The 22295-nt window shown below is 75.7% G+C and carries 20 protein-coding genes and 1 tRNA gene; 8 read left to right on the forward strand and 13 right to left on the reverse strand.

Annotation, left to right across the window (positions count from 1 at the left end; translation table 11 throughout):
- The first annotated feature begins 11 nt into the window (after nucleotides 1-11).
- Entirely contained in the window at nucleotides 12-599 is a 588-nt protein-coding gene (locus tag CLV92_RS23065) for a SigE family RNA polymerase sigma factor (protein WP_104433100.1), read from the forward strand.
- Nucleotides 596-1810, forward strand: a complete 1215-nt coding sequence (locus CLV92_RS12135) for a Gmad2 immunoglobulin-like domain-containing protein (protein WP_104433101.1) — start codon at nucleotides 596-598, stop codon at nucleotides 1808-1810. The genes CLV92_RS23065 and CLV92_RS12135 overlap by 4 nt, the downstream gene beginning before the upstream one ends.
- 122 nt (nucleotides 1811-1932) lie before the next feature.
- On the opposite strand, the gene dnaJ is transcribed toward CLV92_RS12135, so the two are convergent.
- Both dnaJ and hrcA read right to left on the reverse strand, forming a co-directional pair.
- Nucleotides 1933-3051, reverse strand: coding sequence for a molecular chaperone DnaJ (gene dnaJ, locus CLV92_RS12140; RefSeq protein WP_104433102.1), 1119 nt, complete (start codon nucleotides 3049-3051; stop codon nucleotides 1933-1935).
- 97 nt (nucleotides 3052-3148) lie between these two features.
- The gene (gene hrcA / locus CLV92_RS12145) at nucleotides 3149-4189 is read right to left on the reverse strand and encodes a heat-inducible transcriptional repressor HrcA (protein ID WP_104433103.1); all 1041 of its coding nucleotides are present in this window, start codon (nucleotides 4187-4189) and stop codon (nucleotides 3149-3151) included.
- 157 nt (nucleotides 4190-4346) lie between these two features.
- On the opposite strand from hrcA, the gene CLV92_RS12150 reads away from it, so the two are divergent.
- Nucleotides 4347-5195, forward strand: a complete 849-nt coding sequence (locus CLV92_RS12150) for a DUF3097 domain-containing protein (RefSeq protein ID WP_245886755.1) — start codon at nucleotides 4347-4349, stop codon at nucleotides 5193-5195.
- Nucleotides 5196-5377: 182 nt separating this feature from the next.
- Entirely contained in the window at nucleotides 5378-5941 is a 564-nt protein-coding gene (locus CLV92_RS22885; RefSeq protein WP_104433105.1) for a DUF4870 domain-containing protein, read from the forward strand.
- 40 nt (nucleotides 5942-5981) lie between these two features.
- Here CLV92_RS22885 and hemW read toward each other — a convergent pair whose 3' ends face one another.
- On the reverse strand, nucleotides 5982-7208 hold the full coding sequence (gene hemW, locus CLV92_RS12160) for a radical SAM family heme chaperone HemW (RefSeq protein ID WP_104433106.1): 1227 nt from the start codon (nucleotides 7206-7208) through the stop codon (nucleotides 5982-5984).
- A 132-nt stretch (nucleotides 7209-7340) separates the two neighbouring features.
- On the opposite strand from hemW, the gene CLV92_RS12165 reads away from it, so the two are divergent.
- Nucleotides 7341-8150 (forward strand): DUF1206 domain-containing protein, encoded by an 810-nt coding sequence (locus CLV92_RS12165; RefSeq protein ID WP_104433107.1) that lies wholly within the window; start codon nucleotides 7341-7343, stop codon nucleotides 8148-8150.
- An 81-nt stretch (nucleotides 8151-8231) separates the two neighbouring features.
- Here CLV92_RS12165 and CLV92_RS12170 read toward each other — a convergent pair whose 3' ends face one another.
- The 3 genes from CLV92_RS12170 to CLV92_RS12180 all read right to left on the reverse strand — a co-directional run bounded on the left by CLV92_RS12170 (nucleotide 8232) and on the right by CLV92_RS12180 (nucleotide 10386).
- Nucleotides 8232-9458: an O-succinylhomoserine sulfhydrylase gene (locus CLV92_RS12170; RefSeq protein ID WP_104433225.1), complete on the reverse strand. Its 1227-nt coding sequence runs from the start codon at nucleotides 9456-9458 to the stop codon at nucleotides 8232-8234.
- Nucleotides 9443-9859 carry a rhodanese-like domain-containing protein gene (locus tag CLV92_RS12175; RefSeq protein ID WP_104433108.1) on the reverse strand — a complete coding sequence of 139 codons (417 nt, stop codon included), beginning with the start codon at nucleotides 9857-9859 and terminating at the stop codon, nucleotides 9443-9445. The genes CLV92_RS12170 and CLV92_RS12175 overlap by 16 nt, the downstream gene beginning before the upstream one ends.
- Nucleotides 9860-10095: 236 nt before the next feature.
- The gene (locus CLV92_RS12180) at nucleotides 10096-10386 is read right to left on the reverse strand and encodes a hypothetical protein (RefSeq protein WP_146099510.1); all 291 of its coding nucleotides are present in this window, start codon (nucleotides 10384-10386) and stop codon (nucleotides 10096-10098) included.
- Nucleotides 10387-10552: 166 nt separating this feature from the next.
- On the opposite strand from CLV92_RS12180, the gene CLV92_RS12185 reads away from it, so the two are divergent.
- Nucleotides 10553-11386: an alpha/beta fold hydrolase gene (locus CLV92_RS12185; RefSeq protein WP_158257222.1), complete on the forward strand. Its 834-nt coding sequence runs from the start codon at nucleotides 10553-10555 to the stop codon at nucleotides 11384-11386.
- Between the two features lie 18 nt (nucleotides 11387-11404).
- Here the strand turns inward: CLV92_RS12185 and lepA are convergent, their stop codons facing one another.
- Nucleotides 11405-13252, reverse strand: a complete 1848-nt coding sequence (lepA, locus tag CLV92_RS12190; RefSeq protein WP_104433226.1) for a translation elongation factor 4 — start codon at nucleotides 13250-13252, stop codon at nucleotides 11405-11407.
- Nucleotides 13253-13584: 332 nt separating this feature from the next.
- Between lepA and CLV92_RS12195 the strand changes: the two genes are divergently transcribed.
- Nucleotides 13585-13857 carry a hypothetical protein gene (locus CLV92_RS12195; RefSeq protein ID WP_104433111.1) on the forward strand — a complete coding sequence of 91 codons (273 nt, stop codon included), beginning with the start codon at nucleotides 13585-13587 and terminating at the stop codon, nucleotides 13855-13857.
- Between the two features lie 165 nt (nucleotides 13858-14022).
- Nucleotides 14023-14283: a 30S ribosomal protein S20 gene (gene rpsT / locus CLV92_RS12200; protein ID WP_104433112.1), complete on the forward strand. Its 261-nt coding sequence runs from the start codon at nucleotides 14023-14025 to the stop codon at nucleotides 14281-14283.
- A gap of 114 nt (nucleotides 14284-14397) precedes the next feature.
- On the opposite strand, the gene holA is transcribed toward rpsT, so the two are convergent.
- The 6 genes from holA to CLV92_RS12235 all read right to left on the reverse strand — a co-directional run bounded on the left by holA (nucleotide 14398) and on the right by CLV92_RS12235 (nucleotide 22200).
- Nucleotides 14398-15423, reverse strand: a complete 1026-nt coding sequence (gene holA, locus CLV92_RS12205; protein ID WP_211291084.1) for a DNA polymerase III subunit delta — start codon at nucleotides 15421-15423, stop codon at nucleotides 14398-14400.
- 106 nt (nucleotides 15424-15529) lie between these two features.
- The gene (locus CLV92_RS12210) at nucleotides 15530-17197 is read right to left on the reverse strand and encodes a ComEC/Rec2 family competence protein (protein ID WP_146099511.1); all 1668 of its coding nucleotides are present in this window, start codon (nucleotides 17195-17197) and stop codon (nucleotides 15530-15532) included.
- On the reverse strand, nucleotides 17194-18186 hold the full coding sequence (locus CLV92_RS12220; RefSeq protein WP_211291085.1) for a ComEA family DNA-binding protein: 993 nt from the start codon (nucleotides 18184-18186) through the stop codon (nucleotides 17194-17196). Before CLV92_RS12220 ends, CLV92_RS12210 begins: the two co-directional genes overlap by 4 nt.
- Before the next feature lie 163 nt (nucleotides 18187-18349).
- Nucleotides 18350-20881: a leucine--tRNA ligase gene (gene leuS / locus CLV92_RS12225; protein WP_104433115.1), complete on the reverse strand. Its 2532-nt coding sequence runs from the start codon at nucleotides 20879-20881 to the stop codon at nucleotides 18350-18352.
- 254 nt (nucleotides 20882-21135) lie between these two features.
- A complete protein-coding gene (locus CLV92_RS12230; protein ID WP_146099512.1) occupies nucleotides 21136-22005 on the reverse strand; it encodes a diguanylate cyclase in 870 nt (289 codons plus the stop codon).
- 122 nt (nucleotides 22006-22127) lie between these two features.
- Nucleotides 22128-22200, reverse strand: a tRNA-Ala gene (locus CLV92_RS12235).
- Nucleotides 22201-22295 lie beyond the last annotated feature (95 nt).

The raw sequence follows: 22295 nt of genomic DNA on the forward strand, positions 1-22295 counted from the left end.
CCGAGGCACCCGTGGACGACCCCCGCACCTGGGACGCCGAGGACGCCGTCACCGTCCTGTACGCGACCCACTGGCGCCGGCTGGTGGGGTTGGCGTCGCTGCTGCTGCACGACCGCGGCAGCGCGGAGGAGGTCGTGCAGGACGCCTTCGTCGCCCTGCACGGGCGCTGGCGGCGCCTGGAGGACCCCGATGCGGCGCTCGCCTACCTCCGGCAGATCGTCGTCAACCGCGCCCGCGACGTGCTGCGGCACCGCGAGGTGGTGGACCGGCGCCGGCCGCTGCCGGACCCGGAGCCCGAGGGCCCGGAGGAGCTGGCCGTGCGCTCCTCCCAGCACCGGGAGGTCCTCGCAGCGCTGGCGGAGCTGCCGCTGCGGCAGCGGGAGGTGCTGGTGCTGCGCTACTCCGGGGACCTGTCCGAGGCCGGCATCGCCGCGGCGCTCGGCATCAGCCGCGGTGCCGTCAAGACGCACGCCCACCGGGGGCTCGCCGCGCTGCGCAGCGCGCTGGCCCCGACGGGCGGCCTCCCCCTCCCCCACGACCCGACCACCTCCCTCCGCGGGCACGCAGCCCGGGAGCGACGCGACGAGGAGCAGCCGTGAGCCAGGACCGTTCCCCCCACTCCGGAGGCCCCGGCCGCTACGACGGCCCGGCCGACGCCGGCCCCGTGCCCGTGGGCGGGCTGCCCTCCCCGGCGGAGGACCCCACGGCGGCGCTGCTGCACGACGCGTTCGCCGCGCACACCGCCGGCCTGCGCCCCGCCGACCGGCTCGCCGCCATCCACGCCGAGGCGGCCCGCCGCCGTCACCGCCGCCGGACGGGTGCGGTGGCCGGCGTGGCCGCCGCCGCGCTCGCCGTGGCGGGGGGCGCCTACGCCGTGACGGGGCTCGACCGGGACACCCGCCAGGTGGTGAGCGCACCCGCGCAGCCGGGCGAGTCCGCGCCGGCGTGGCAGCCGCCCGCGGCGGAACCCGCCCCGCAGCCGACCGTGAGTGCGAGCGCGCCGACCGGCCGGAGCAGCGAGGGCGGCGGCGCCACCCCCGGCGCCACCGGCACGAAGGGCGGCGCGACGCAGAGCGCGAGCCCGGCACCGAAGACCGTCCCGGTGTACTGGCTGGGCGGCGGGGACCACCCCACCGGCCCGAAGCTGTACCGCGAGTACCTGCCCACCTCCGGCACCGCCGACGGGCCCACGCAGGCGCTGCGGCTGATGCTCGCCGGTCAACCGAAGGACCCCGACTACACCTCCCCGTGGCAGCCGGACCCGCAGGCGAGCGTGGAGGTCGGTGCCGACGTCATCACCGTCACCGTCTCCCGCGAGGCGGTCTCCGGCCCCGGCGTCGGCTCCGCGACCGCCGCGATGGCGGTGCAGCAGCTCGTGCACACCGTGACCGCCGCGGCCGGGGAGGAGCTCCCCGTGCGGATCATCGTCGGCGACCACGAGGGCGCGGAGCTGTGGGGCGCCGTCAAGCTGCCCGACACCGTCAGCCGGGCACCCAAGGAGGAGGTCCACGCCCCGGTCTGGATCACCAGCCTGTCCGACGGCGCCCTCGTGGAGCCTGGCGTCCTGCAGGTGGAGGGCCTCGGCACCGGCTTCGAGGCGAACCTCAACTACGTCCTCACCGACCACGAGGGCGAGGAGGTCGCGCGCGGCTACACCACCGCGGGCGCCAACGGCGAGATCGGGCCGTTCGCGTTCGAGCTGGAGCTGACGACGGGCGTGTACACGCTGTCCGTCTTCGACCCGGGCGAGGCCTCCGAGGGCGAGGGCCACCCGCCCTTCCCGGACACGAAGACGCTCGACGTCCGCTGACCCGCCGCCGCCCGGCGGGAGCGGGCGGCGGCGGGCGCGGGGACCGCTCGGGGTCGGTCTCCGCGCCCGCCGCCGGACCAGCCGTGACGGACCGGCCGCGACGGCCGGTCCGTCACGGCCGCTCAGCGCCCGGCGAAGAGGTCCCGCAGCTTGGAGAACACGCCCTGGGTGGAGGGGGAGAGCCGGCCGGCGGGGCGGACCTCGCCCCGCAGCTCGGCGAGCCGGCGCAGCAGCTCCTCCTGCTCGGAGTCGAGGTTGCGCGGCGTGACGACGTCGAGGTGCACGTGCAGGTCACCGCGACCGGTGGAGCGCAGGTGCTCCGTGCCGCGGGCGCGCAGGGTGACGGTCTCCCCCGACTGCGAGCCGGCGCGGACCTCGATGTCGACGTCGTCGCCCTCCAGCGTCTCCAGCGGGATGACCGTGCCCAGGGCGGCGGCGGTCATCGGCACCTCCAGGGTGCAGTGCAGGTCGTCGCCGCGGCGCTGGAACGTCGGGTGCGGGCGCTCGGCGATCTCCACGTAGAGGTCCCCGGCCGGGCCCCCGGCGGTGCCGACCTCGCCCTGCCCGGCGAGCTGGATGCGGGTGCCCGTGCTCACCCCGGCGGGGATGCGGATGGTCAGCGGCCGGCGCGCCCGCACCCGGCCCTCGCCGGAGCACTCCAGGCACGGCGCCGGCAGCACGGTGCCGAAGCCGCGGCACGTCGGGCACGGCTGCGCGGTCATCACCTGCCCCAGCAGGGAGCGCACGACCCGCTGCACCTGGCCGCGGCCGCCGCAGATGTCGCACGTGACCGGCTCGGTACCGGGCTGGCAGCAGCTCCCCTTGCAGGTGGGGCAGATCGCCGCGGTGTCCACGGCGATCTCCTTGGTACCGCCGAAGGCGGCCTCCGCGAGGTCGACGTCGACGCGGATGAGGGCGTCCTGGCCGCGCTGGGTGCGGCTGACGGGACCCCGGCCGGCGGTCGCGCCGCCACCGAAGAAGGCGTCCATGATGTCGCTGAAGCCGAAGCCCGCGCCGAAGCCGGCACCGCCCGGCTGGGTGCCGCCGCGGTCGTAGAGGTCCCGCTTCTCCGGGTTGGAGAGGGTCTCGTAGGCCTGGGAGACCTCCTTGAACCGCTCCCCCGCGTCCGGGTCGTCGGTGACGTCCGGGTGCAGCTTCCGCGCGAGCTTCCGGTACGCCCGCTTGATCTCCTCGGGGGAGGCGTCGCGCGAGACACCGAGCACCTCGTAGTAGTCGCTCACGGGCGGCACCGTCTCCTCATCGGGTGGTCCTGCATCGGGTCCTCGGGTCCAGGTCGTCGGGCGGCACGTCGCTCGGGCGGCACGTCGCGGGGCTGCGTCACTGCGCGAGGATGCGGGAGACGTAGCGGGCGACGGACCGCACGGCGGCCATCGTCGTGGGGTAGTCCATCCTCGTGGGTCCCAGCACCCCCAGGCGCGCCAGGGCCTGCCCCTCGCCGTAGCCGCTGGTCACCACCGACGTCTCCGCGAGCCCCAGGTCGAGGTTCTCGGCGCCGATGCGGACGCTCAGGCCGCCCGGGCCGGACTGCTGGTCCTCGGCCATCTCCTGCATGAGGCGCAGCAGGACGACGTGCTCCTCCAGCGCCTCGAGCACCGAGCCCAGCGAGGCGGGGAAGTCGGTCCCGCTGCGCACGAGGTTCGCCGTGCCCGCGATCACCACCCGCTCCTCCAGGGCCGCGGTCAGCCCGTCGCGCAGCGCGGCCAGCACCTCGTCGGCCGCCGCGCGCTGCGGCGCGGGGACCTCGTCGGCCACGCCGGGCAGGAGGTCGCGGGCCTCCGCCACCCGCCGCGAGACCAGCGCCGCGTTGAGCCGCGTGCGCAGGTCGGCCAGCAGCGGGGGCAGCTCGGCGTCGGCCACGCGCGAGTGCAGCGTGACGACCCGCTGCTCCACCCGGCCGGTGTCGGTGATGAGCACCAGCAGCGCCGAGCGGCCGCCGACGTGGATGACCTCCACGTGGCGCACCGCCGCCCGCGACAGCGAGGGGTACTGCACGACCGCCGCCTGCCGGGTGATCGAGGCGAGCAGCCGCACCGTGCGGTCGACGATGTCGTCGAGGTCGGCGGCGCCGTCGAGGAACGCCTGGATGGCCCGCTTCTCCGCGGCCGACATGGGCTTGACGGTGGCGAGGCGGTCGACGAAGAGGCGGTAGCCCTTGTCCGTGGGCACCCGGCCGGCGCTGGTGTGCGGCTGGGCGATGTAGCCCTCCTCCTCCAGCACGGCCATGTCGTTGCGGATCGTCGCCGGGGACACGCCGAGCTGGTACCGCTCGACGAGGTTCTTGGACCCGACGGGCTCCCGCGTGCTGACGTAGTCCTCGACGATGGCGCGCAGCACGGCCATCCGTCGCTCGTCGCTCATGCCCCACCTCCGGTCCCGCCCGCACGCCCTGTCCTGCCGGCTCCTCCTGGCACTCCAGGCGCCGGAGTGCCAAGTCTAGGCCGTCGCGGCCCCGGCCACCGCTCCGCCGCCGCGAGCCTGCCCGGCTCCGGGCGCGGAGGTGGCTAGCGTGCCGCCCGTGACGCCACCCGACCGCTACGGCAGCGACGTCCTCGCCCGCGACCCGCACCCGCGCCGCCCCACGAGCCGGGAGCAGCCGGCCGAGCCCGGCCTCGTCGTGGAGGACGTGGACACCGGCTGGGTGGGTGCCGTCGTCCGGGTGGAGAAGAGCGGCGGCATGCACGTCGTCGTGCTGGAGGACGCCCGCGGGCGCACCCGCACCTTCCCGCTGGGGCCGGGCTTCTGGATCGACGGGGAGCCGGTGCGGCTCGTCGCCCCCCGCGGCCCCGCCCAGCCCGCCGCGCCGACCCGCACCGCCAGCGGCTCCCTCGCCGTGCGGACGGCCGCCCGCACGGCGCGCGCCTCCCGCATCCTCGTCGAGGGGCGCCACGACGCCGAGCTGGTGGAGAAGGTGTGGGGTGACGACCTGCGCGTGGAGGGCGTCGTCGTGGAGATGCTCGACGGCGTCGACGACCTCGCCGCGGCGGTGCGCGACTTCCGCCCCGGGCCCGGCCGGCGCCTGGGCGTGCTCGTGGACCACCTCGTCCCCGGCAGCAAGGAGTCGCGCATCGTCGCGCAGGTGCGCCACCCCCACGTGCTGGTGGTGGGGCACCCGTTCGTCGACGTCTGGCAGGCGGTGCGGCCGCAGCGCCTCGGCTGGGAGCGCTGGCCGGTGATCCCGCGGGGCACGTCGTGGAAGCACGGGATCCTCGCCGAGCTCGGCTGGGCGCACGCCACCCAGGCCGACGTCGCGCACGGCTGGAAGCGCATCCTCGGCACCGTCCGCGACTACACCGACCTGGAGCCGGCGCTGCTGGGCCGGGTGGAGGAGCTGGTGGACTTCGTCACGGCGGACGGGGAGCCCTGATCCGGCGCCCGGGCGGGTGCCCGGACCGGGCGCACCCGGCGGGCGCACCGTTCGGGCGCACCCGGCCCACCGGGCACCGGCACCTGTCAGCATGGCGGTGCGAGCAGCCCGCGAACCACCCCTGGACGGCAGAGCCGGCCGGGGGTGACCCAGACGACCGACCGCAGCAGGCAGGAGGACCCGTGTCCGACAGCTCCCCCACCCCGGGGCCGAACTTCGACAAGCCGGGGCGGCCCCCGGAGCACGGCGGGCAGCCGCCGTACGGGCAGCCGCCGCAGTACGGGCAGCCGCCCCACGGCCAGGCGCCGCAGGGCCAGTACGGGCAGCCGGCGCAGCACGGTCAGCCCCAGTACGGCCAGGCCCCGCAGGGCCAGTACGGCCAGCCGGCGCAGTACGGGGCCGGACCCTACGGGCAGCCGCCGGTCAGCCCCGCCGACGAGCGCACCTGGGCGACGCTGACGCACATCGGCGGGATCTTCTTCTCGTTCATCCCCGCGCTGGTGGTCTACCTGGTCTTCAAGGACCGCAGCGGTTTCCTGCGCGGGCACGCCGCGACCGCCCTGAACTTCCAGATCATCATCCTGATCGCGTGGATCGTGTCGGCCAGCCTCACGACGGTCCTCATCGGGTTCCTCCTGATGCCCCTGGTGGGCATCGCGTACCTCGTCTTCCCGATCCTCGCCGCGGTCGCCGCCAACCGCGGTGCCGCCTACCGCTACCCGGCGACCCCGCAGATGGTCAGCTGAGACGCGCCGGGCCGCCGGGAGCGATCCCGGCGGCCCGGCCTCAGGCGCCCAGCAGGCGATGCACCACCGCGTCCGCCAGCAGCCGCCCCCGGCGGGTCAGCACCGCCGCCCCTCCCGGCCCCTGCGCGGCACCCGCCGCGAGCAGCCCGTCGGCCACCAGCGACGGCACCGCCTCCAGCCCCTGCGGCCGCAGCCGTCGCAGCGCGACGCCCTCCGCGAGCCGGCTGCGCAGCAGCACGTCCTCCACGTAGCGGTCCTCCTCCGTGAGCACCTCCCGGGCGTGGGCGGGGCTGTGGCCGGCCCCCAGCCGCTGCGCGTAGGCGGTCGGGTGCTTCACGTTCCACCACCGCACTCCCCCGACGTGGCTGTGCGCGCCCGGGCCCACGCCCCACCAGTCCCCACCGCGCCAGTAGGCGAGGTTGTGCAGGCAGGCGTGCTGCGCCCCGCGGGCCCAGTTGCTCACCTCGTACCAGCCGTAGCCGGCGGCGCCGAGGACGTCGTCGGCGAGCTCGTACTTGGCGGCCTGGTCGTCGTCGTCGGGGGCGGGCAGCGTCCCGCGCCGCACCTGCCCGGCGAGCCGGGTGCCCTCCTCCACGATGAGGGCGTAGGCGGAGACGTGGTCCGGTGCGCACGCCAGCGCGGCGTCGAGGCTGCGCCGCCAGTCGTCGAGGCTCTCCCCCGGGGCGCCGTAGATCAGGTCCAGGCTCACGTCGAGCCCCGCCTGCCGCGCCCACGCCACGGCCCGCGGCACCCGGTCCGGGTCGTGGGTGCGCTCCAGCACCGCCAGCACCGTCGGCACGGCGGACTGCATGCCGAACGACACCCGGGTGAAGCCCGCGGCGGCGAGGGCGGCGAGGCCCTCCGGCGTCACCGAGTCGGGGTTGGCCTCCGTGGTGACCTCCGCGCCCGGTTCCAGACCGAACGTGGCGCGCACCGCGTCCAGCAGGGCGGCGAGGTCCCCGGGCGGCAGGAGGGTCGGGGTGCCGCCGCCGACGAACACCGTGGCGGCCGGGCGCGCCGCGGCGCCGAGGACCTTCCCGGCCAGCTCCACCTCGAGCGCGGCGGTGGCGGCGAAGGCGGCCTGCGAGCCCCCGCCGCCGAGCTCCGTCGCGGTGTAGGTGTTGAAGTCGCAGTAGCCGCAGCGCACCGCGCAGAACGGCACGTGCAGGTAGACGCCGAAGGAGCGCTCCCGCGCACCGGCGAGCGCGGAGTCCGGGAGGGAGCCGTCCGCGGGGGCCGGGTCGCCGTCGGGCAGGGTGCTGGGCACGTCGTCCAGTGTCGCCTGACCCGTGGAGTGGCCGGAACCGGCACCTGGCGCCACCCTTCTGAGTGCCGGGCAGCAGCCCGGCGCGCGGCAGGTCGCCTCCGGACCGGGGCGCGACCCGGACGAGGAGGAAGCATGCCCGGCTCAGACCCCCGGAACATGGCCCGCAACGCGGGGGGCCAGGCCACCGCCACGGCGCAGCGGCACCAGGGCACCATCAAGAAGGTCGGCCGGGTCGGCGTGGCCGCCGAGGGCGTCGTCTACCTCCTGATCGGCTGGCTCGCCCTGCAGATCGCGCTCGGGACCGCCGGGACGAGCGCGGACTCCACGGGTGCGCTGCGGCAGGTGGCGCAGTCCTCGATCGGACCGGTCCTGCTGGTCCTGCTGGCGGTGGGCTTCGCGGCGCTGGCGCTGTGGCAGGTGCTGGAGGTGGCCTTCGGCCACGACACGAAGCAGCGCGTCAAGGCCGCGTTCAAGGGCATCGTTGCGGTGACGCTGGGCATCTCGTGCGTGCAGCTGCTGACGGGCTCCGGGGGCTCCGCGGGGCAGCAGCAGCAGACCTGGACCCAGCGGCTGCTGGAGGCCCCGGGCGGTCAGATCCTCGTCGTCCTGGTGGGCCTGGCGGTCGCCGCCGTCGGGATCGCCACCGCGGTGCGCGGGCTGAAGCACAAGTTCGAGGAGAAGGTCGAGGGCAGCCTGAGCCCGGGCGTGCGCGCCCTCGGCGTCGCGGGGTACGTGGCGCGCGGCGTGGCGTTCACGGTCCTGGGCGGCCTGGTCGTGCTGGCCGCCACCGGTGACGTCGCCAAGTCCCGCGGCCTCGATGCGGCGTTCCACGAGATCGCCTCCCAGCCCTTCGGGAAGATCATGCTGATCGTGGTGGCGCTGGGCATCGCCGCGTTCGGGGCGTTCCAGATCGTGACGGCGCCGCGGCGGCGCAAGGCCTGAGACGGGGGCCCCGCAGCGACGGCCCCGCAGCGACGTGGAGGAGCCCTCCCGCACACCACGTGCGGGAGGGCTCTTCGCGCGTCAGGAGCGGGTGCGCAGGGCCTGGTCGAGGTCGGCGAGCAGGTCCTCGACGTCCTCCAGGCCCACCGACATCCGCACCACCCCGTCGGAGAGGCCGATCGCGGCGCGGCCCTCCTCACCGAGGCGGCGGTGGGTGGTGGTCGCGGGGTGGGTGATGAGCGTCTTGGCGTCGCCGAGGTTGTTGGAGATGTCGACCACGCGCAGCGCGTCGAGGACCTCGAACGCCCGCTCCTTCGCCCGGCCCTGCGGCGCGTCCAGCTCGAACGTGACGATCGTGCCGCCGTTGCTCATCTGCCGCTTCGCCAGGTCGAACTGCGGGTGCGACGGGAGCAGCGGGAACCGCACCCAACGCACACCGGGCTGCTGCTCCAGCCACTCCGCCAGGCGCAGCGCCGAGGCGCTGGAGTGCCGCACGCGCAGGCCCATTGTCTCCAGGCCCTTGGTGAGCGTCCACGCGTTGAAGGGGCTCAGGGCGGGGCCGGTGTGGCGCATCAGCTCCCGCACGGGCCCGTCGATGAACTCCGAGCGCCCGAGGATCGCGCCGCCGAGGACGCGGCCCTGCCCGTCGATGTGCTTGGTGGCGGAGTAGACGACCACGTCCGCCCCCAGGGGCAGCGGCGCCTGCGCGATCGGGCTGCAGAAGGCGTTGTCCACGACGACCTGGGCGCCGGCGGCGTGCGCCAGCTCCGAGACGGCCTCGATGTCGACGAGGGTCTGCATCGGGTTCGCCGGGGTCTCGAAGAACACCGCCTGCGCGGGCCGGGACAGGGCCCGCTCCCACTGGGCGAGGTCCTCCCCGTCGACGAACTCCGTCTCGACGCCCCAGCGCGGGAGGATCTCGTCGCAGATGACGTAGCAGGACCCGAACAGGCTGCGGGCGGCGACGAGGCGGTCGCCCGCGCCGAGCAGACCGGCGAGGGCGTTGAACACCGCCGCCATGCCGCTGGCGGTGCCGAAGCACGCCTCGGCGCCCTCGAGCTGGCGCAGCCGCTCCTCGAACACCGACACGGTCGGGTTGCCGTAGCGGGAGTAGATGTAGTGGTCGAGCTCGCCGGTGAACGCGGCCTCGGCAGAGGCGGCGGAGGGGTAGACGAACCCCGAGGTCAGGAACATCGCCTCGGACGTCTCCTCGAACTGCGAGCGGTTCAGGCCGCCGCGCACCCCGATGGTGTCCGGCCGCAGCGCCGGGACGCCCGACTCCCGCCCGCCGCTCACGACTGCCGCCAGGGCAGGCCGGCCGCGCGCCAGCCGGCACCGCCGCGGTGGCCGTGCTCGTCGAGGGCACCCTCGAACCCGTCGAGGACGTTGAACGCCCGGTGTGCGCCGGCGGCCGCCAGCGCCTCGGCCGCGGCGACCGAGCGCACGCCGGAGCGGCACAGCAGCACCACGGCCACGTCGTCGCCGGGGGCGAGGCCTGCGGCGGACAGCTCCGCCACGAAGGTGCCGGCGGGGTCGGGGCCACCACCGCGCCACGGCACGAAGAGGGGCTCCTTGCCCAGGTCGGAGACGTCGGGCACTCCGACGAACTGCCACTCCGGCTCCGAGCGCACGTCCACCAGGACGGCACCGGGCTCGGAGCGCAGCAGCTCGTAGGCGGCCTCGGGCGTCAGGTCACCGGCGTAGCTCACCTGCTGTCCTCCATCTCGTCCTGGGTGGAGCACCCGCTCCCGCGCTGGGCGGGGGGTTGCTGCGGCGTCGTGGAGCCAGGTCTCTCGGCCGCTCTGGATGGGTGGACGCAGCGTAGCGGGCGTCCGGGAGCCCGAGTGTCGCACGACGGGGACCCGCTGCGGGCCCACCCCTCCCCTCGCCCCGCCCGCGGGAGGAGGCTCCTCGCAGGGCGGGCGGTGGACGGACGGGTCGGGCCTCAGAAGCGGGGGTCGTGGACGGCGTGGAAGCCGTCGCCGTCCTGGGTGATGCGCCACACCCGCGTGTCCTTGCCGACGGCGGCGTCCTTCTCGAAGAAGTGGACGCCCTCGCCGTCGCGCACGGCGCTGCCGTGGGCGAGGTAGGGGTGGTCGCCGCCGGCGAGGGTGATGGTGACGAGGGCGGCGGAGCCGGTGACGAAGTCGTCGAGGGAGGTCGGCGCGGTGCCGCCGATGTCGGTGATCTCGTAGCTGCGGCCCGACACGATGGGCTCGTGGGCGGGAGAGGACATGGGGGTCTCCTCGGGCGTAGGGGGTTCCGGCTGCGGCTTCCTCGCTGAACCACCGGACGGGGACCCGGTCCAGCATGGCCCAGGCGGGAGCCGGACGAAAGCGCAGACTCCCCGCCCGCACCCTCCCGGGATGCCCCGGCGGCCCGGCCTCAGAAGGATGGCCCGCATGGACGTTCCCCTCGGACGCACGGAACTGGTCGAGACCGCGAACCACCGGCTGAACGTGTGGCGGGCCGGGGACGCCGGCCCCGCCCTGCTGCTGATCCACGGGATCCCGACCAACCACCGGCTGTGGTGGGACGTGGTCCCGCGCCTGCAGGAGCACGCCCGCGTGTTCGCCGTCGACATGCTCGGCTACGGGGACTCGCCGGCTCCGGAGGGCCAGGGCGTGGACCTCGCCTCGCAGGCCGCGGCGCTGGTCGAGCTGCTGGACGCGCTGGGGCTGGACCGGGTCGGCGTCGTGGGCCACGACCTCGGCGGGGGCGTGGCGCAGATCCTCGCCACCGCGGCCTCCGACCGGGTCGCGGGGATGGTCGTCAGCAACGGCGTCTGCTTCGACGGCTGGCCCGTCCCCGTCGTGAAGGCGATGAAGGCGAGCTGGCCGGTCCTCCAGCGCCTGCCGTCGACGGCCGTGGAGAAGATGCTGCGCGCGGGGCTGCGCCCCCTGTTCGGCCACCAGGAGAGGGCGCCGCAGGCGATCGACCGCTTCGTCGCGCCGTGGTCGCGGCCGGAGGGCCCCTCCCTGCTGGCCCGGCACCTGCGCGCGGCGGACTCCGTCTACACCCAGACCGTCGCCCCGTTCCTGGGTCGCCTCGACATCCCCGTGGAGGTCTGCTGGGGCCGGCTCGACCACCAGATGAAGCCCCGCTACGGCGAGCGCCTCGCCCGCAGCATCCCCGGCGCGAACCTGACGTGGGTGGAGGACGCCAGCCACTTCGTGCCGGTGGACCGGCCGGACGCCGTGGCCGCGGCCGTGCGGCGGATGCTCGGCAGGCTCTGAGGCCGGTCCCCGCGGGGGCTACTTCTTCGCGGCCTTGTCCCCGGCGGCCTCGGCGTCGGAGGAGAGGGCGGCGATGAAGGCCTCCTGCGGGACCTCCACCCGGCCGACCATCTTCATCCGCTTCTTGCCCTCCTTCTGCTTCTCCAGCAGCTTCCGCTTGCGGGTGATGTCACCGCCGTAGCACTTGGCGAGGACGTCCTTGCGGATGGCGCGGACGTTCTCGCGGGCGATGATCCGGGCGCCGATGGCGGCCTGGATGGGCACCTCGAACTGCTGGCGCGGGATGAGGTCCTTGAGCTTGCCGGCCATCATCACGCCGTAGGCGTACGCCTTGTCCTTGTGGACGATCGCGGAGAACGCGTCGACCTGCTCGCCCTGGAGCAGGATGTCGACCTTCACGAGGTCGGCGGCCTGCTCGCCGTCGACGTCGTAGTCGAGGGAGGCGTAGCCGCGGGTGCGGGACTTCAGGTTGTCGAAGAAGTCGAAGACGATCTCGGCCAGCGGCAGGCGGTAGCGCAGCTCGACGCGGTTCTCGGAGAGGTAGTCCATGCCCTGCAGGTCGCCGCGGCGTTCCTGGCAGAGGTCCATGATCGTCCCGATGTAGTCCTTCGGCGCGAGGACGGTGGCCCGCACGACCGGCTCGCGCACCTCGGCGACCTTGCCGACGGGGTACTCCGAGGGGTTGGTGACGGTGACGACCTTGCGGTCCTCCATCGTCACCTCGTAGACGACGCTGGGGGCGGTGGAGATGAGGTCCAGGTTGAACTCGCGCTCCAGCCGCTCGCGCACGATCTCCAGGTGCAGCAGGCCGAGGAAGCCGATCCGGAACCCGAAGCCGAGCGCCGCTGACGTCTCGGGCTCGTAGACGAGGGCGGCGTCGTTGAGCTTCAGCTTGTCGAGCGCGTCGCGCAGCAGCGGGTAGTCGGAGCCGTCGATGGGGTACAGGCCGGAGAACACCATCGGCTTGGGGTCGCGGTAGCCGCCGAGCGCCTGGGCGGCGGGCTTGGCGGAGTTGGTGACCGTGTCGCCCACCTTCGACTGGCGGACGTCCTTCACGCCGGTGATGAGGTAGCCGACCTCCCCCACTCCGAGGCCGTCGGACGGGGTGGGCTCCGGGGAGCTGACCCCGATCTCCAGCAGTTCGTGGGTGGCCTTCGTCGACATCATCGCGATCCGCTCGCGCGGGGAGAGCTTGCCGTCGATGACCCGCACGTAGGTGACCACGCCGCGGTAGGTGTCGTACACCGAGTCGAAGATCATGGCGCGCGCGGGGGCGTTCGGGTCCCCGACGGGCGGCGGCATCTGCCGGACGATCTCGTCGAGCAGGTGCTCCACGCCCTCACCGGTCTTGCCCGAGACCCGCAGGCAGTCCTCCGGCTGGCAGCCGATGAGCCCGGCGAGCTCCTCGGCGAAGAGGTCCGGCTGCGCGGCGGGCAGGTCGATCTTGTTGAGGACCGGGATGATGGTGAGCTCGTTCTCCATCGCCAGGTACAGGTTGGCCAGCGTCTGGGCCTCGATGCCCTGCGCCGCGTCGACGAGGAGGACCGCGCCCTCGCAGGCGGCCAGCGACCGCGACACCTCGTAGGTGAAGTCGACGTGGCCTGGGGTGTCGATCATGTTGAGCGCGTAGGTGGTGCCGGCGGACTCCCAGGGCATGCGCACCGCCTGGGACTTGATGGTGATGCCGCGCTCGCGCTCGATGTCCATCCGGTCGAGGTACTGCGCCCGCATGGCCCGCTCGTCGACGATGCCCGTCAGCTGCAGCATGCGGTCCGCCAGCGTCGACTTGCCGTGGTCGATGTGGGCGATGATGCAGAAGTTGCGGATGAGCTCGGGCGGGGTCGCCGCCGGAGCCAGGGCGTTCATCGCCTTCGGGGACACGCTTCTCCGGACCTCTCATCGGGCTCGCCCGCACGGGCCCACCGGCCGGCGGGTCCTCGCGCGGGCGTCCACGGGCTGCCTCGGGCCTCGTCGCGGGCCCCGTCGGGAACGGGGCGCAGGACGCGGTCGCGGACATCCTCGTGGACGTCGTCGTGAACGGGCCTCCATCGTCGCACGCGGGCGCCCCGGCGCGTTGAGCACCACCGGCGCACCCCCGGTGACCTGCGGTGACGCCGCTGGGCCGACCGCATCGCCGGGTTGGGCCAACCGCATCGCAGTGTGCGGGAGGACGCCGAACCCGGCCCTACCGTTGTGCCATGCAGGACGACCGGGGGACCGCTGCCCTCATCGAGGCGACCGCGGAGATCGCCCGTCACCTCATCCGCGGCGGCGCCTCCCCCACCGAGGCCCTGAGCCTGGTCGGGCCCGCCCTGCTGGCCTCGCAGTACGGCGAGGAGGGCCTGCTGCTGCTCGGGGTCGGGGAGCGCACCGCGCGCCAGCGCACCGCACGCATCAAGGAGCTCGTCACCGCCGCCAACGCGGCCGAGGACCTCCTCGACGCCGAGGAGGACCTCGGCGTCCGCGCCTGAGCGTCCGCGGTTCGGGCGGACCTGGACACTGCTGGTAGTGTTGACCTGCTCCTTCGCCGGTCGTGCGGAGGTTCCGGTTCCCGCCGCCACCCGGTGCCCCACGCCGGAGGTCCCCGGTGGGCCGACCGCCCTCTTCGACCCGTCCCTCACAGAGAAAGACGTCTCGTGGCGAACATCAAGTCCCAGATCAAGCGCATCGCGACCGCCGAGAAGGCGCGCGTGCGCAACAAGTCGGTGCGCTCCGAGCTGCGCACCGCCGTGCGCGGCTTCCTGGAGGCCGCCAAGAGCGGGGACGCCGAGGCCGCGCAGGTCGCCCTGCGCCACGCCAGCCGCAAGCTGGACAAGGCCGTCAGCAAGGGCGTCATCCACAAGAACCAGGCCGCCAACCGCAAGTCGTCGCTGTGGAAGCAGGCCTCCGCTCTCTGAGCAGCCCTTCCGCACCTCAGGAGAGGCCGGTCCCCGCGGGGACCGGCCTCTCCTGCGTCCGGGGGCGCCCCGCCGCCGCCCGCCCCGGCGAACGGGCTTCAGCGGTGAGGGGCTTCAGCGGCCCCGCGCGGTCGCGACCGTCACCACGGCGCGCTCGAGGGCGAAGTCGCCGTCCGGGCCCGCACCCTTGACGGCTGCGTCCGCCTGCGCGACCGCCCGGATCGCCTCCCCCAGCGCCTCGGCCGACCAGTGCTGCAGGTCCCGGCGCGCCCGGTCCACCTGCCACGGCGCCATCCCCAGGTCGCGCGCGAGGTCGGCGGAGCGGCCCCGCTCCGCCCCCACCTTCGCCAGGGTCCGCAGCCGCGACGCCAGCGCGGCCACCACCAGCACCGGCACGACGCCCGTCGCCGAGGCGTGCCGCAGCAGCGCCAGCGCCCGCCCCGCGTGCCCCTCCACGGCGGCGTCGGCGACGTCGAAGCCCGTCGCCTCGACACGCCCCCCGTGGTAGCGGCGCACGTCCTCGGCGGTGATGGTCCCCTCCGTGTCCGCGCAGAGCTGGTCGCACGCCGCGGCGAGCTCCCCCAGCTCGTTGCCGAGCGCGTCGACCAGCGCCCGGGCGGCGTCCGCGTCCATGCGCCGGCGGGCCCGCCGCATCGATCCCAGGACGAACTCGATCTTGTCCTGGTCGCGCTTGAGCGGCTGGCAGGCCACCTCCACCGCGCCCGGCACCGCCCTGGCCGTCTCGAGGACCTTCCTGGCCCGGTTGCCACCCCGGTGGCGCACCACGAGCACGGTGCTCGGCGAGGGGTCGGCGAGGTAGGCGGTGACGTCGCCGACGAAGGCGTCGCCGGCTGCCTCGGCGCCGTCGACGACGACGACCGACCGCTCGTCGAAGAGCGAGGGGCTGGCCCACGTCGCGAGCTGCCCCGCGAGGTAGCCGGCTGCGGCGACGTCGGTCCGCTCCAACTGCGCGTCCTGCGCACGCAGGCGTGCCAGCAGCGAGCTGAGGGCGATGTCGGCGAGGTGGTCCTCCGGGCCGGTGAGCAGCACGACCGGCGCGGCGGGCACGTCGTGCGGGTCGGCGGCGGTCGCGGCGACCGGCCGGGTCGGGGCGGTGCGGGGGGCGGTCGCGCGGGGCACGGCCCAAGGGTGCCACCCTCCCCCCACACGACCGCGTCCCCGGCCCGCATCTGCGCCTACGTCCACTGCCCGCGGTCCCGGCGTCGGCAGCGGTCCCGGTGCGCCCTCACCACCCGGCGCCCCGGAATCCGCTCCGCCGCCGTGGACCGGCGGGCTCCGGCCGTCGGCCGGCGCGCAGCAGGTGCGGCGCCGCAGCGAGGACCGCGACCAGCAGCAGCGTCACGAGGGCGAGCAGCACCGCCCCGCGCGCCCCCGCGGGCAGCGGCAGCGCCGTCGGTGCCGCCGCCGCCGCACGGGCCAGCAGTGCGATCCAGCCGGTCGCCACGGCGGCCAGCTGCGCCAGCGCCGCGGCCACCGCCGGCGAGCACGGAGCCGCCAGGGCCGCCGCCAGCCCGAGGACGGTCGCGGGCGCCACCGCCGGGGCGGCGAGCGCGTTGACGGGGACGGACAGGAGATTCACCTCCGGGTTCAGCAGCACCACGACCGGCCCGCACGCCGCCTGCGCCACCGCCGGCACCGCCAGCGCCGCCGCCAGCCACCGCGGCAGCCCCCGGGCCTGCAGCCAGCGCGTCCACGAGGAGGCGAGGAGGAGCAGCGCGGCCGTGGCCAGGACGGACAGGGCGAAGCCGTGCTCCCGCGCCAGCCACGGGTCCAGCGCCAGCAGGACGAGGACCGCAGCCAGCAGCACGGGCAACCCCCGGCCCGGCCGCCCCGCCACCAGGCCCAGCAGGCCGATGCCGCCCATCACGGCGGCGCGCAGGACGCTCGGCTCGGGGCGGGCGAGGAGCACGAAGCCGGCGAGGACGCCGCCCGCCACCACCAGCCGCAGCCGCCGGCCCGCGCCGGCCGCGCCGGCGAGCAGCAGCGCGGCCCCGCACACCAGGGTCGTGTTGGCGCCGCTGACGGCCGTCAGGTGCGCGAGCCCGACCGAGCGCATGTCCGCCTCGAGCTCCGGCGGCAGCATGCTGGTGTCCCCGACGACGAGGGCCGGCACCAGCCCGGCGGCGTCCGGCGGCAGCCCCTCGCAGGCCCGTCGCAGCCCCGCGCGCAGCCGCTCCGCCGCGCGGTGGGCCGGTGGGGCGGGAGCCACCCGGGCGGGTTCCGGCGCGGCCAGCAGAACGGCCACCGGACGCCCCGGCCGGTCCGGGGGGCGCAGCCGGCCGCGCGCGGCGTAGCGCTCCCCCGGGCGCACCGCGCTCCAGGAGTCACCGCCCAGGACGAGGACCGGGGCGGCGGCCGCGACCCGCACCCCACCGGACTCCGCCTCCAGCACCCTGGCCCGCAGCAGGACCCGCGGGGGCGCCCCGTCGGGGCGGGCGGCGAGGCGGCGGGGATCGGTCGAGACCTCCAGCAGGACCTCCGCCGCGGCCTCCTCCGCCGCCCACTGCGGCAGGGGACCGTCGCGGGCCACGGCCACCTGGGCCGCCGCCGAGAGCGCGACGACACCCGAAGCCGCCAGGACCAGCACCGCACCCGCGACGAGCCCCACCTCCCGCTCCCCGCGACGGCCGCGCGCGGGGCCGCGGCCGCGCCGCTGCAGCAGCGCCACGACGGAGCCGAGGAGCAGGAGGAGCACGGCTGCGGCGAGGGCGCCGTCCGCGGCGGGTGCCGAGACCGCCCAGACCGCACCCGCCCAGGCCGCCACGGCCGCCGGGAGCAGCCGCAGGTCCAGCCGCCGTGGGCCGCGACCCGTGCTGTCACCGCCCGGCGCCCGACCGGCGGGGGCTGCCCGCTCGCCGAGGGCCGCCGGGCCGCCTGCCGCTCCCCGGCTCACGTCCGCACCAGGTCGCGCAGACCCGCGAGCAGCTTCGGCCCGATGCCCTCGACTTCCCCGAGCTGCTCCACCTGGGAGAACCGCCCGTGCTCACCGCGCCAGGCCACGATGCGCTCCGCCAGCACGGGCCCGACCCCCGGCAGCGCGTCGAGGTCGTGGACCGTGGCGGTGTTGAGGTCGAGCACCTGCCCCGGACCGCCTGCCGCGGCCGGGACCCCGGGGGCGGCGGAGCCACCCGGGGGCGGGCCCGGCGCCGGCTCGCCAGGGGCCGGCACGTGGAGCTGCTCGCCGTCGACGAGGACGCGGGCCAGGTTCAGCCGCCCCAGGTCCGCGTCCGGCGCGGCGCCGCCCGCCGCGTCGAGCGCCTGCGCCACGCGGCTGCCGCCCGGCAGCTCCACCACCCCGGGGCGCGCGACCCTGCCGACGACGTGCACGACCACCGGGGCGACGGCCTCCAGCGGGGGCACCTCCACCGCGGCGAGCGCGGTCGGCTGCCGCTCGCCGTCCGGTGCCCCCGCCTGCCCTGCGCCCGCCTCCGCACCGGTGGCCGAGAGGGCGGTGGCAGAGGTGCCCCTCGGGCCCGGCTGCGCAGCGGGCCACGTGACGCCGGCCCGGGCTCCCACGAGGACGGCCGCCACCGCGGTGAGCAGCACCGCTCCCAGGGCGGCGGAGCGGCGCGGCAGCAGCCGCACCGACGCCGGCAGCCGGTCCGCGACCCGCAGGAGCAGCTCCTCCTGCAGCGGCGGCGGCCCCGCCCGGTGGCGCGCCCGCCCCGCCTCGCCCGGCGGCCCCTGCAGCCGGGGCGGGGCCGGTCGCGCAGGATCCGGCGCATCCGGCCCTCCTGCCGCCTCGCGACGCAGGGCCGCGGCGCGCAGCTGGCGCCGGGCCATCGCCCGCGGGTCCTCCGGCCACCGCGCCGGGGCACCGGCCGCGGACGGCCGTGCCGCGGCGAGGCGACTGCGCGCGTCGGGATCTGCGGGAGGGGCCACGCCAGGACGCTAGGAGCGCCCGCGGCCCGGCCGGCCGCCGGCGGGTCGCCTGTGGACGGACAGCCCCCGGACCGCGCCTGTGGACCCCGTCCGGTGTCCCGCAGGTCACCGGACGGGGCGAGCGGCACGGTCGCCCGGGTGGAACGGGCGCCGTGCCGGACGGTCAGGCGGGGACGATGTTGACCAGCTTCGGCGCCCGCACGACGACCGTGCGCAGGCTGCGGCCCGCGAGCGCGGCCTGCACCCGCTCGCTCGCCAGCGCCAGCTCCCGCAGCTCGTCCTCGCCGATCCCCGGCGGCACCTCAAGGCGGTCGCGGACCTTGCCCTGCACCTGCACCACGCAGGTGACGGTGTCCTCCACCAGCAGGGCCGGGTCCACCGCCGGCCAGCCCGCCCGGGCCACGCACGGCTCGTGCCCGAGCTGGGCCCACATGTCCTCCGCCGTGTACGGCGCGTACAGGCCCAGCAGGATCGCGACCGCCTCCACGGCCTCGCGCACCGCCGGGTCCGCGGGTCCGACCCCGGGGTCGTCGATGGCCTTGCGGGTGGCGTTGACCAGCTCCATCGTCCGGGCCACGGCGACGTTGAAGCGGAAGGACTCCACGAGCTGCTGCGCATCGTGCAGGGTGCGGTGGGTCACCGCCCGCAGGGGAGCGCTGCCCGTGGCCGGGTCGCTGCCCGGCTGGGAGGTGACGTCCCGGGCCAGCCGCCAGGCCCGCGCCAGGAACTTCGCCGACCCGGCCGGGGAGACGTCCGCCCAGTCGATGTCGTCCTCCGGCGGGCCGGCGAACGCCATCGTCAGGCGGATGGCGTCCACGCCGTGCTCGTCGAGCTGCTCGGACAGGCGCACCAGGTTCCCGCGCGACTTGCTCATCGCCGAGCCGCCCATCAGCACCATGCCCTGGTTGAGCAGGCGCGAGAACGGCTCCGTGAAGCTCACCATGCCCAGGTCGAACAGCACCTTGGTGAAGAAGCGGCTGTAGAGCAGGTGCAGGATCGCGTGGGTCACCCCACCGACGTACTGCCCCACCGGCATCCAGCGCTCGACCTCGGCCTGGTCGAACGGCACGTCGTCGCGGTCCGGGGAGCAGAAGCGCAGGAAGTACCAGGAGGAGTCGACGAACGTGTCCATCGTGTCGGTGTCGCGCCTCGCCGCGCCGCCGCAGGACGGGCAGTCGACGTTCACCCAGTCCTCGGCCCCGCCCAGCGGCGAGGAGCCCTTCGGCTTGAGGTCGAGCCCCTCGGCCGGGGGCAGCTCCACCGGCAGCTGCTCGTCCGGGACCCGCACCTCACCGCAGGCGTCGCAGTGCACGATGGGGATCGGGGCGCCCCAGTAGCGCTGGCGGGAGATGAGCCAGTCGCGCAGCCGGTAGTTCGTGGTCGCCGCGCCGGTGCCCTCCTCGGCCAGGCGCTCGGTCATCGCGGCGATCGCCTCCGCCTTGCGCAGGCCGGTGAGGGGGCCGGAGTTCACCAGCACCCCGTCACCCGCGGTCGCCACACCGGACTCCGCCGGATCGGGCAGCGGCTCCCCGTCCTCACCGCGCACGTCGACCACGACCCGCACCGGCAGGTCGTGGGCGCGAGCGAAGTCCAGGTCGCGCTGGTCGTGGGCGGGAACGGCCATGATCGCGCCATGGCCGTAGTCGGCGAGGACGTAGTCCGCCGCCCACACCGGCATCGGCTCGCCGGTGGCGGGGTTGACGGCGTAGCGGTGCAGGAACACGCCCGTCTTGGGGCGGTCGGTGGCGAGGCGGTCGATGTCGCTGGCCGCGCGGACCTGCTCGACGTAGGCGCCGAACTCCTGCCGCACCTGCTCCGGTGCGTCGGCGGCCAGTTCCGCGGCGAGGTCGGAGTCGGCGGCCACCACGAAGAACGTCGCGCCGTAGAGGGTGTCCGGGCGCGTGGTGTAGACGGTCACGGGCTCGTCGCGGCCCTCGATGCGGAAGCGCACGTCGGCGCCGGTGGAGCGCCCGATCCAGTTGCGCTGCATGGACAGGACCTTGTCCGGCCAGGAGCCCTCCAGCTGCGACATGTCGTCGAGCAGCCGGTCGGCGTAGTCGGTGATGCGCAGGTACCACTGCGTCAGCTTCTTCTTCGTGACGGGGGTGTCGCAGCGCTCGCACAGCCCCTGCACGACCTGCTCGTTGGCCAGCACGGTCTGGTCGTTCGGGCACCAGTTCACGAGGCTGGGGCGGCGGTAGGCCAGGCCCTTCTCGTGCATGCGCAGGAACAGCCACTGGTTCCAGCGGTAGTACTGCGGGTCGCAGGTGACCAGCACGCGGTCCCAGTCGAAGGAGCAGGCGTAGCGGCGCATCGAGGCGCGCTGCTGGGCGATGTTGTCGTAGGTCCAGCCGCGCGGGTCCAGGCCGCGCTTGATGGCGGCGTTCTCCGCGGGCAGGCCGAAGGCGTCCCAGCCGATGGGGTGCAGCACGTCGTAGCCGCGCTGCACCCAGTAGCGCGCCACGACGTCGCCGAGGGCGTAGGCCTCGGCGTGACCCATGTGCAGGTCCCCCGAGGGGTACGGGAACATGTCGAGCACGTACTTCTTCGGCCGCTCGTCGCCGGCCGCGCCGCTGCGGAAGGGCGCGAGGGAGTCCCAGACGGGGAGCCAGCGCTCCTGCATGGCGTGGGCGTCGTAGCGCCCCGCCTCCTCCGGAGCCGGCGTGCCGGCGGTGCCGTCGTGCGTCTGCGTCATCTCGTCCTCCCGCGCTGCGGACCGGCTCCGAGCCGGCCCGGTCGTCGAGCGGCGTTCCGCCCCCGGACATGAAGAAACCCCTCGCACGTGGAGGGGTCGCCGCGCCGACGTGGTGGTCAGCGCGGCCCGGGAAGCAGGAGGGTCCGCCGCATCGCGTCAGCTTAGCCGACGTGCTGCGGCGGACCCCGGTCGCGCCGTCCACCCGCGCCCGCCCACCTCCCGGCGCCCGTGCGGGGAGGTGGGCGGGGCTGCGGTCAGTGCGGCTCGATGTCCGCGCGGCGACGGCCCCAGCCGGCCTGCGGGGCGCTGGTGCGCAGCGCCCGGCGCTGCTGCAGCGCCTTCTCCGCCCGGGCGAGGAGGTCGTCGACGTCGCCCTCGTCCCAGGGCGCGAGCACCGCGGCGCCGACGTCGACGGTCTGGCGCTCGGCGATCGCCGTCACGAGCCCACCGGCGGCGCGCTCGGCGTGCCGCTGCTCCGCCAGCCCGGCCCGCATGCGCCGCTCCAGCTCCTGGGCGTGCAGGCCGGTGCCGGGGCCCACCACCAGGAAGCGGCCGGTCTCGTCGGCGCCGACCACGTCGGAGGAGCGGGTGGCGTTGCGCAGGGCCGCGGCGGCCGCGGCGCGCAGGGCCGCCGTGCGCTCGACGCGCTCCGCGACGCCCTGGGCGCCTCCGGGTCCGCCCAGCACGACCGCGGGGGTGACCTCCACGACGCAGCAGTGCACCGCCCCGCCGCTGCGGCGGGCCGACTCCAGCACGTGGCGCGCCACGAGCAGCACGCCCTGGCGGTTGAGCAGGCCGGTGTCCTCGTCGAGGACGGTGGCGTCGCGGGCGGACTCCAGCGCCGCCGCCAGGTCCGCGGCGCACTGCTGCGCGGCCAGGCGCGAGCGCCGGGCGGCGTGCAGCGCCGAGGCCAGCACGGCCACGACGACGCCGAGCACGACCAGCACGAGCGTCTCGACCACCACCGAGCTGTTGAGGGCCGCCACGGCGACCAGGATCGCGCTGCCCCCGAGGGGGGCGACCAGGAGCAGGGAGGGTCGCCGCGACGCCCGGGCGCGACCTGTCACGGCCAGGGGCTCCGCGGTGCCAGGGCGCTCGTCCTGCGGGTCTCGAGGGGTCTCCACCGACCGAGGATCGGGACGTCGGGGCGCTCGCTTGATGCGGCGAGAGGGTGATGTGCGCGTCCAGACACCCGGAGGGCGCAACGGCGAAGGGCGGCCCACCGGAGTGGACCGCCCTTCTGGGGTGGAGCTGAGGGGACTCGAACCCCTGACCCCCTCCATGCCATGGAGGTGCGCTACCAGCTGCGCCACAGCCCCTTGCCGTCGTCCCCGACCGTTCACCGGCCGCTTTCGACGTGGTCGAGCATAGACCACGCGACGTGTGCGGGGCGAACCGCCCCGTCCCCGGCGCG

Origin of the sequence: Kineococcus xinjiangensis (genome assembly GCF_002934625.1) — a bacterium.
GTDB lineage: Bacteria > Actinomycetota > Actinomycetes > Actinomycetales > Kineococcaceae > Kineococcus_A > Kineococcus_A xinjiangensis.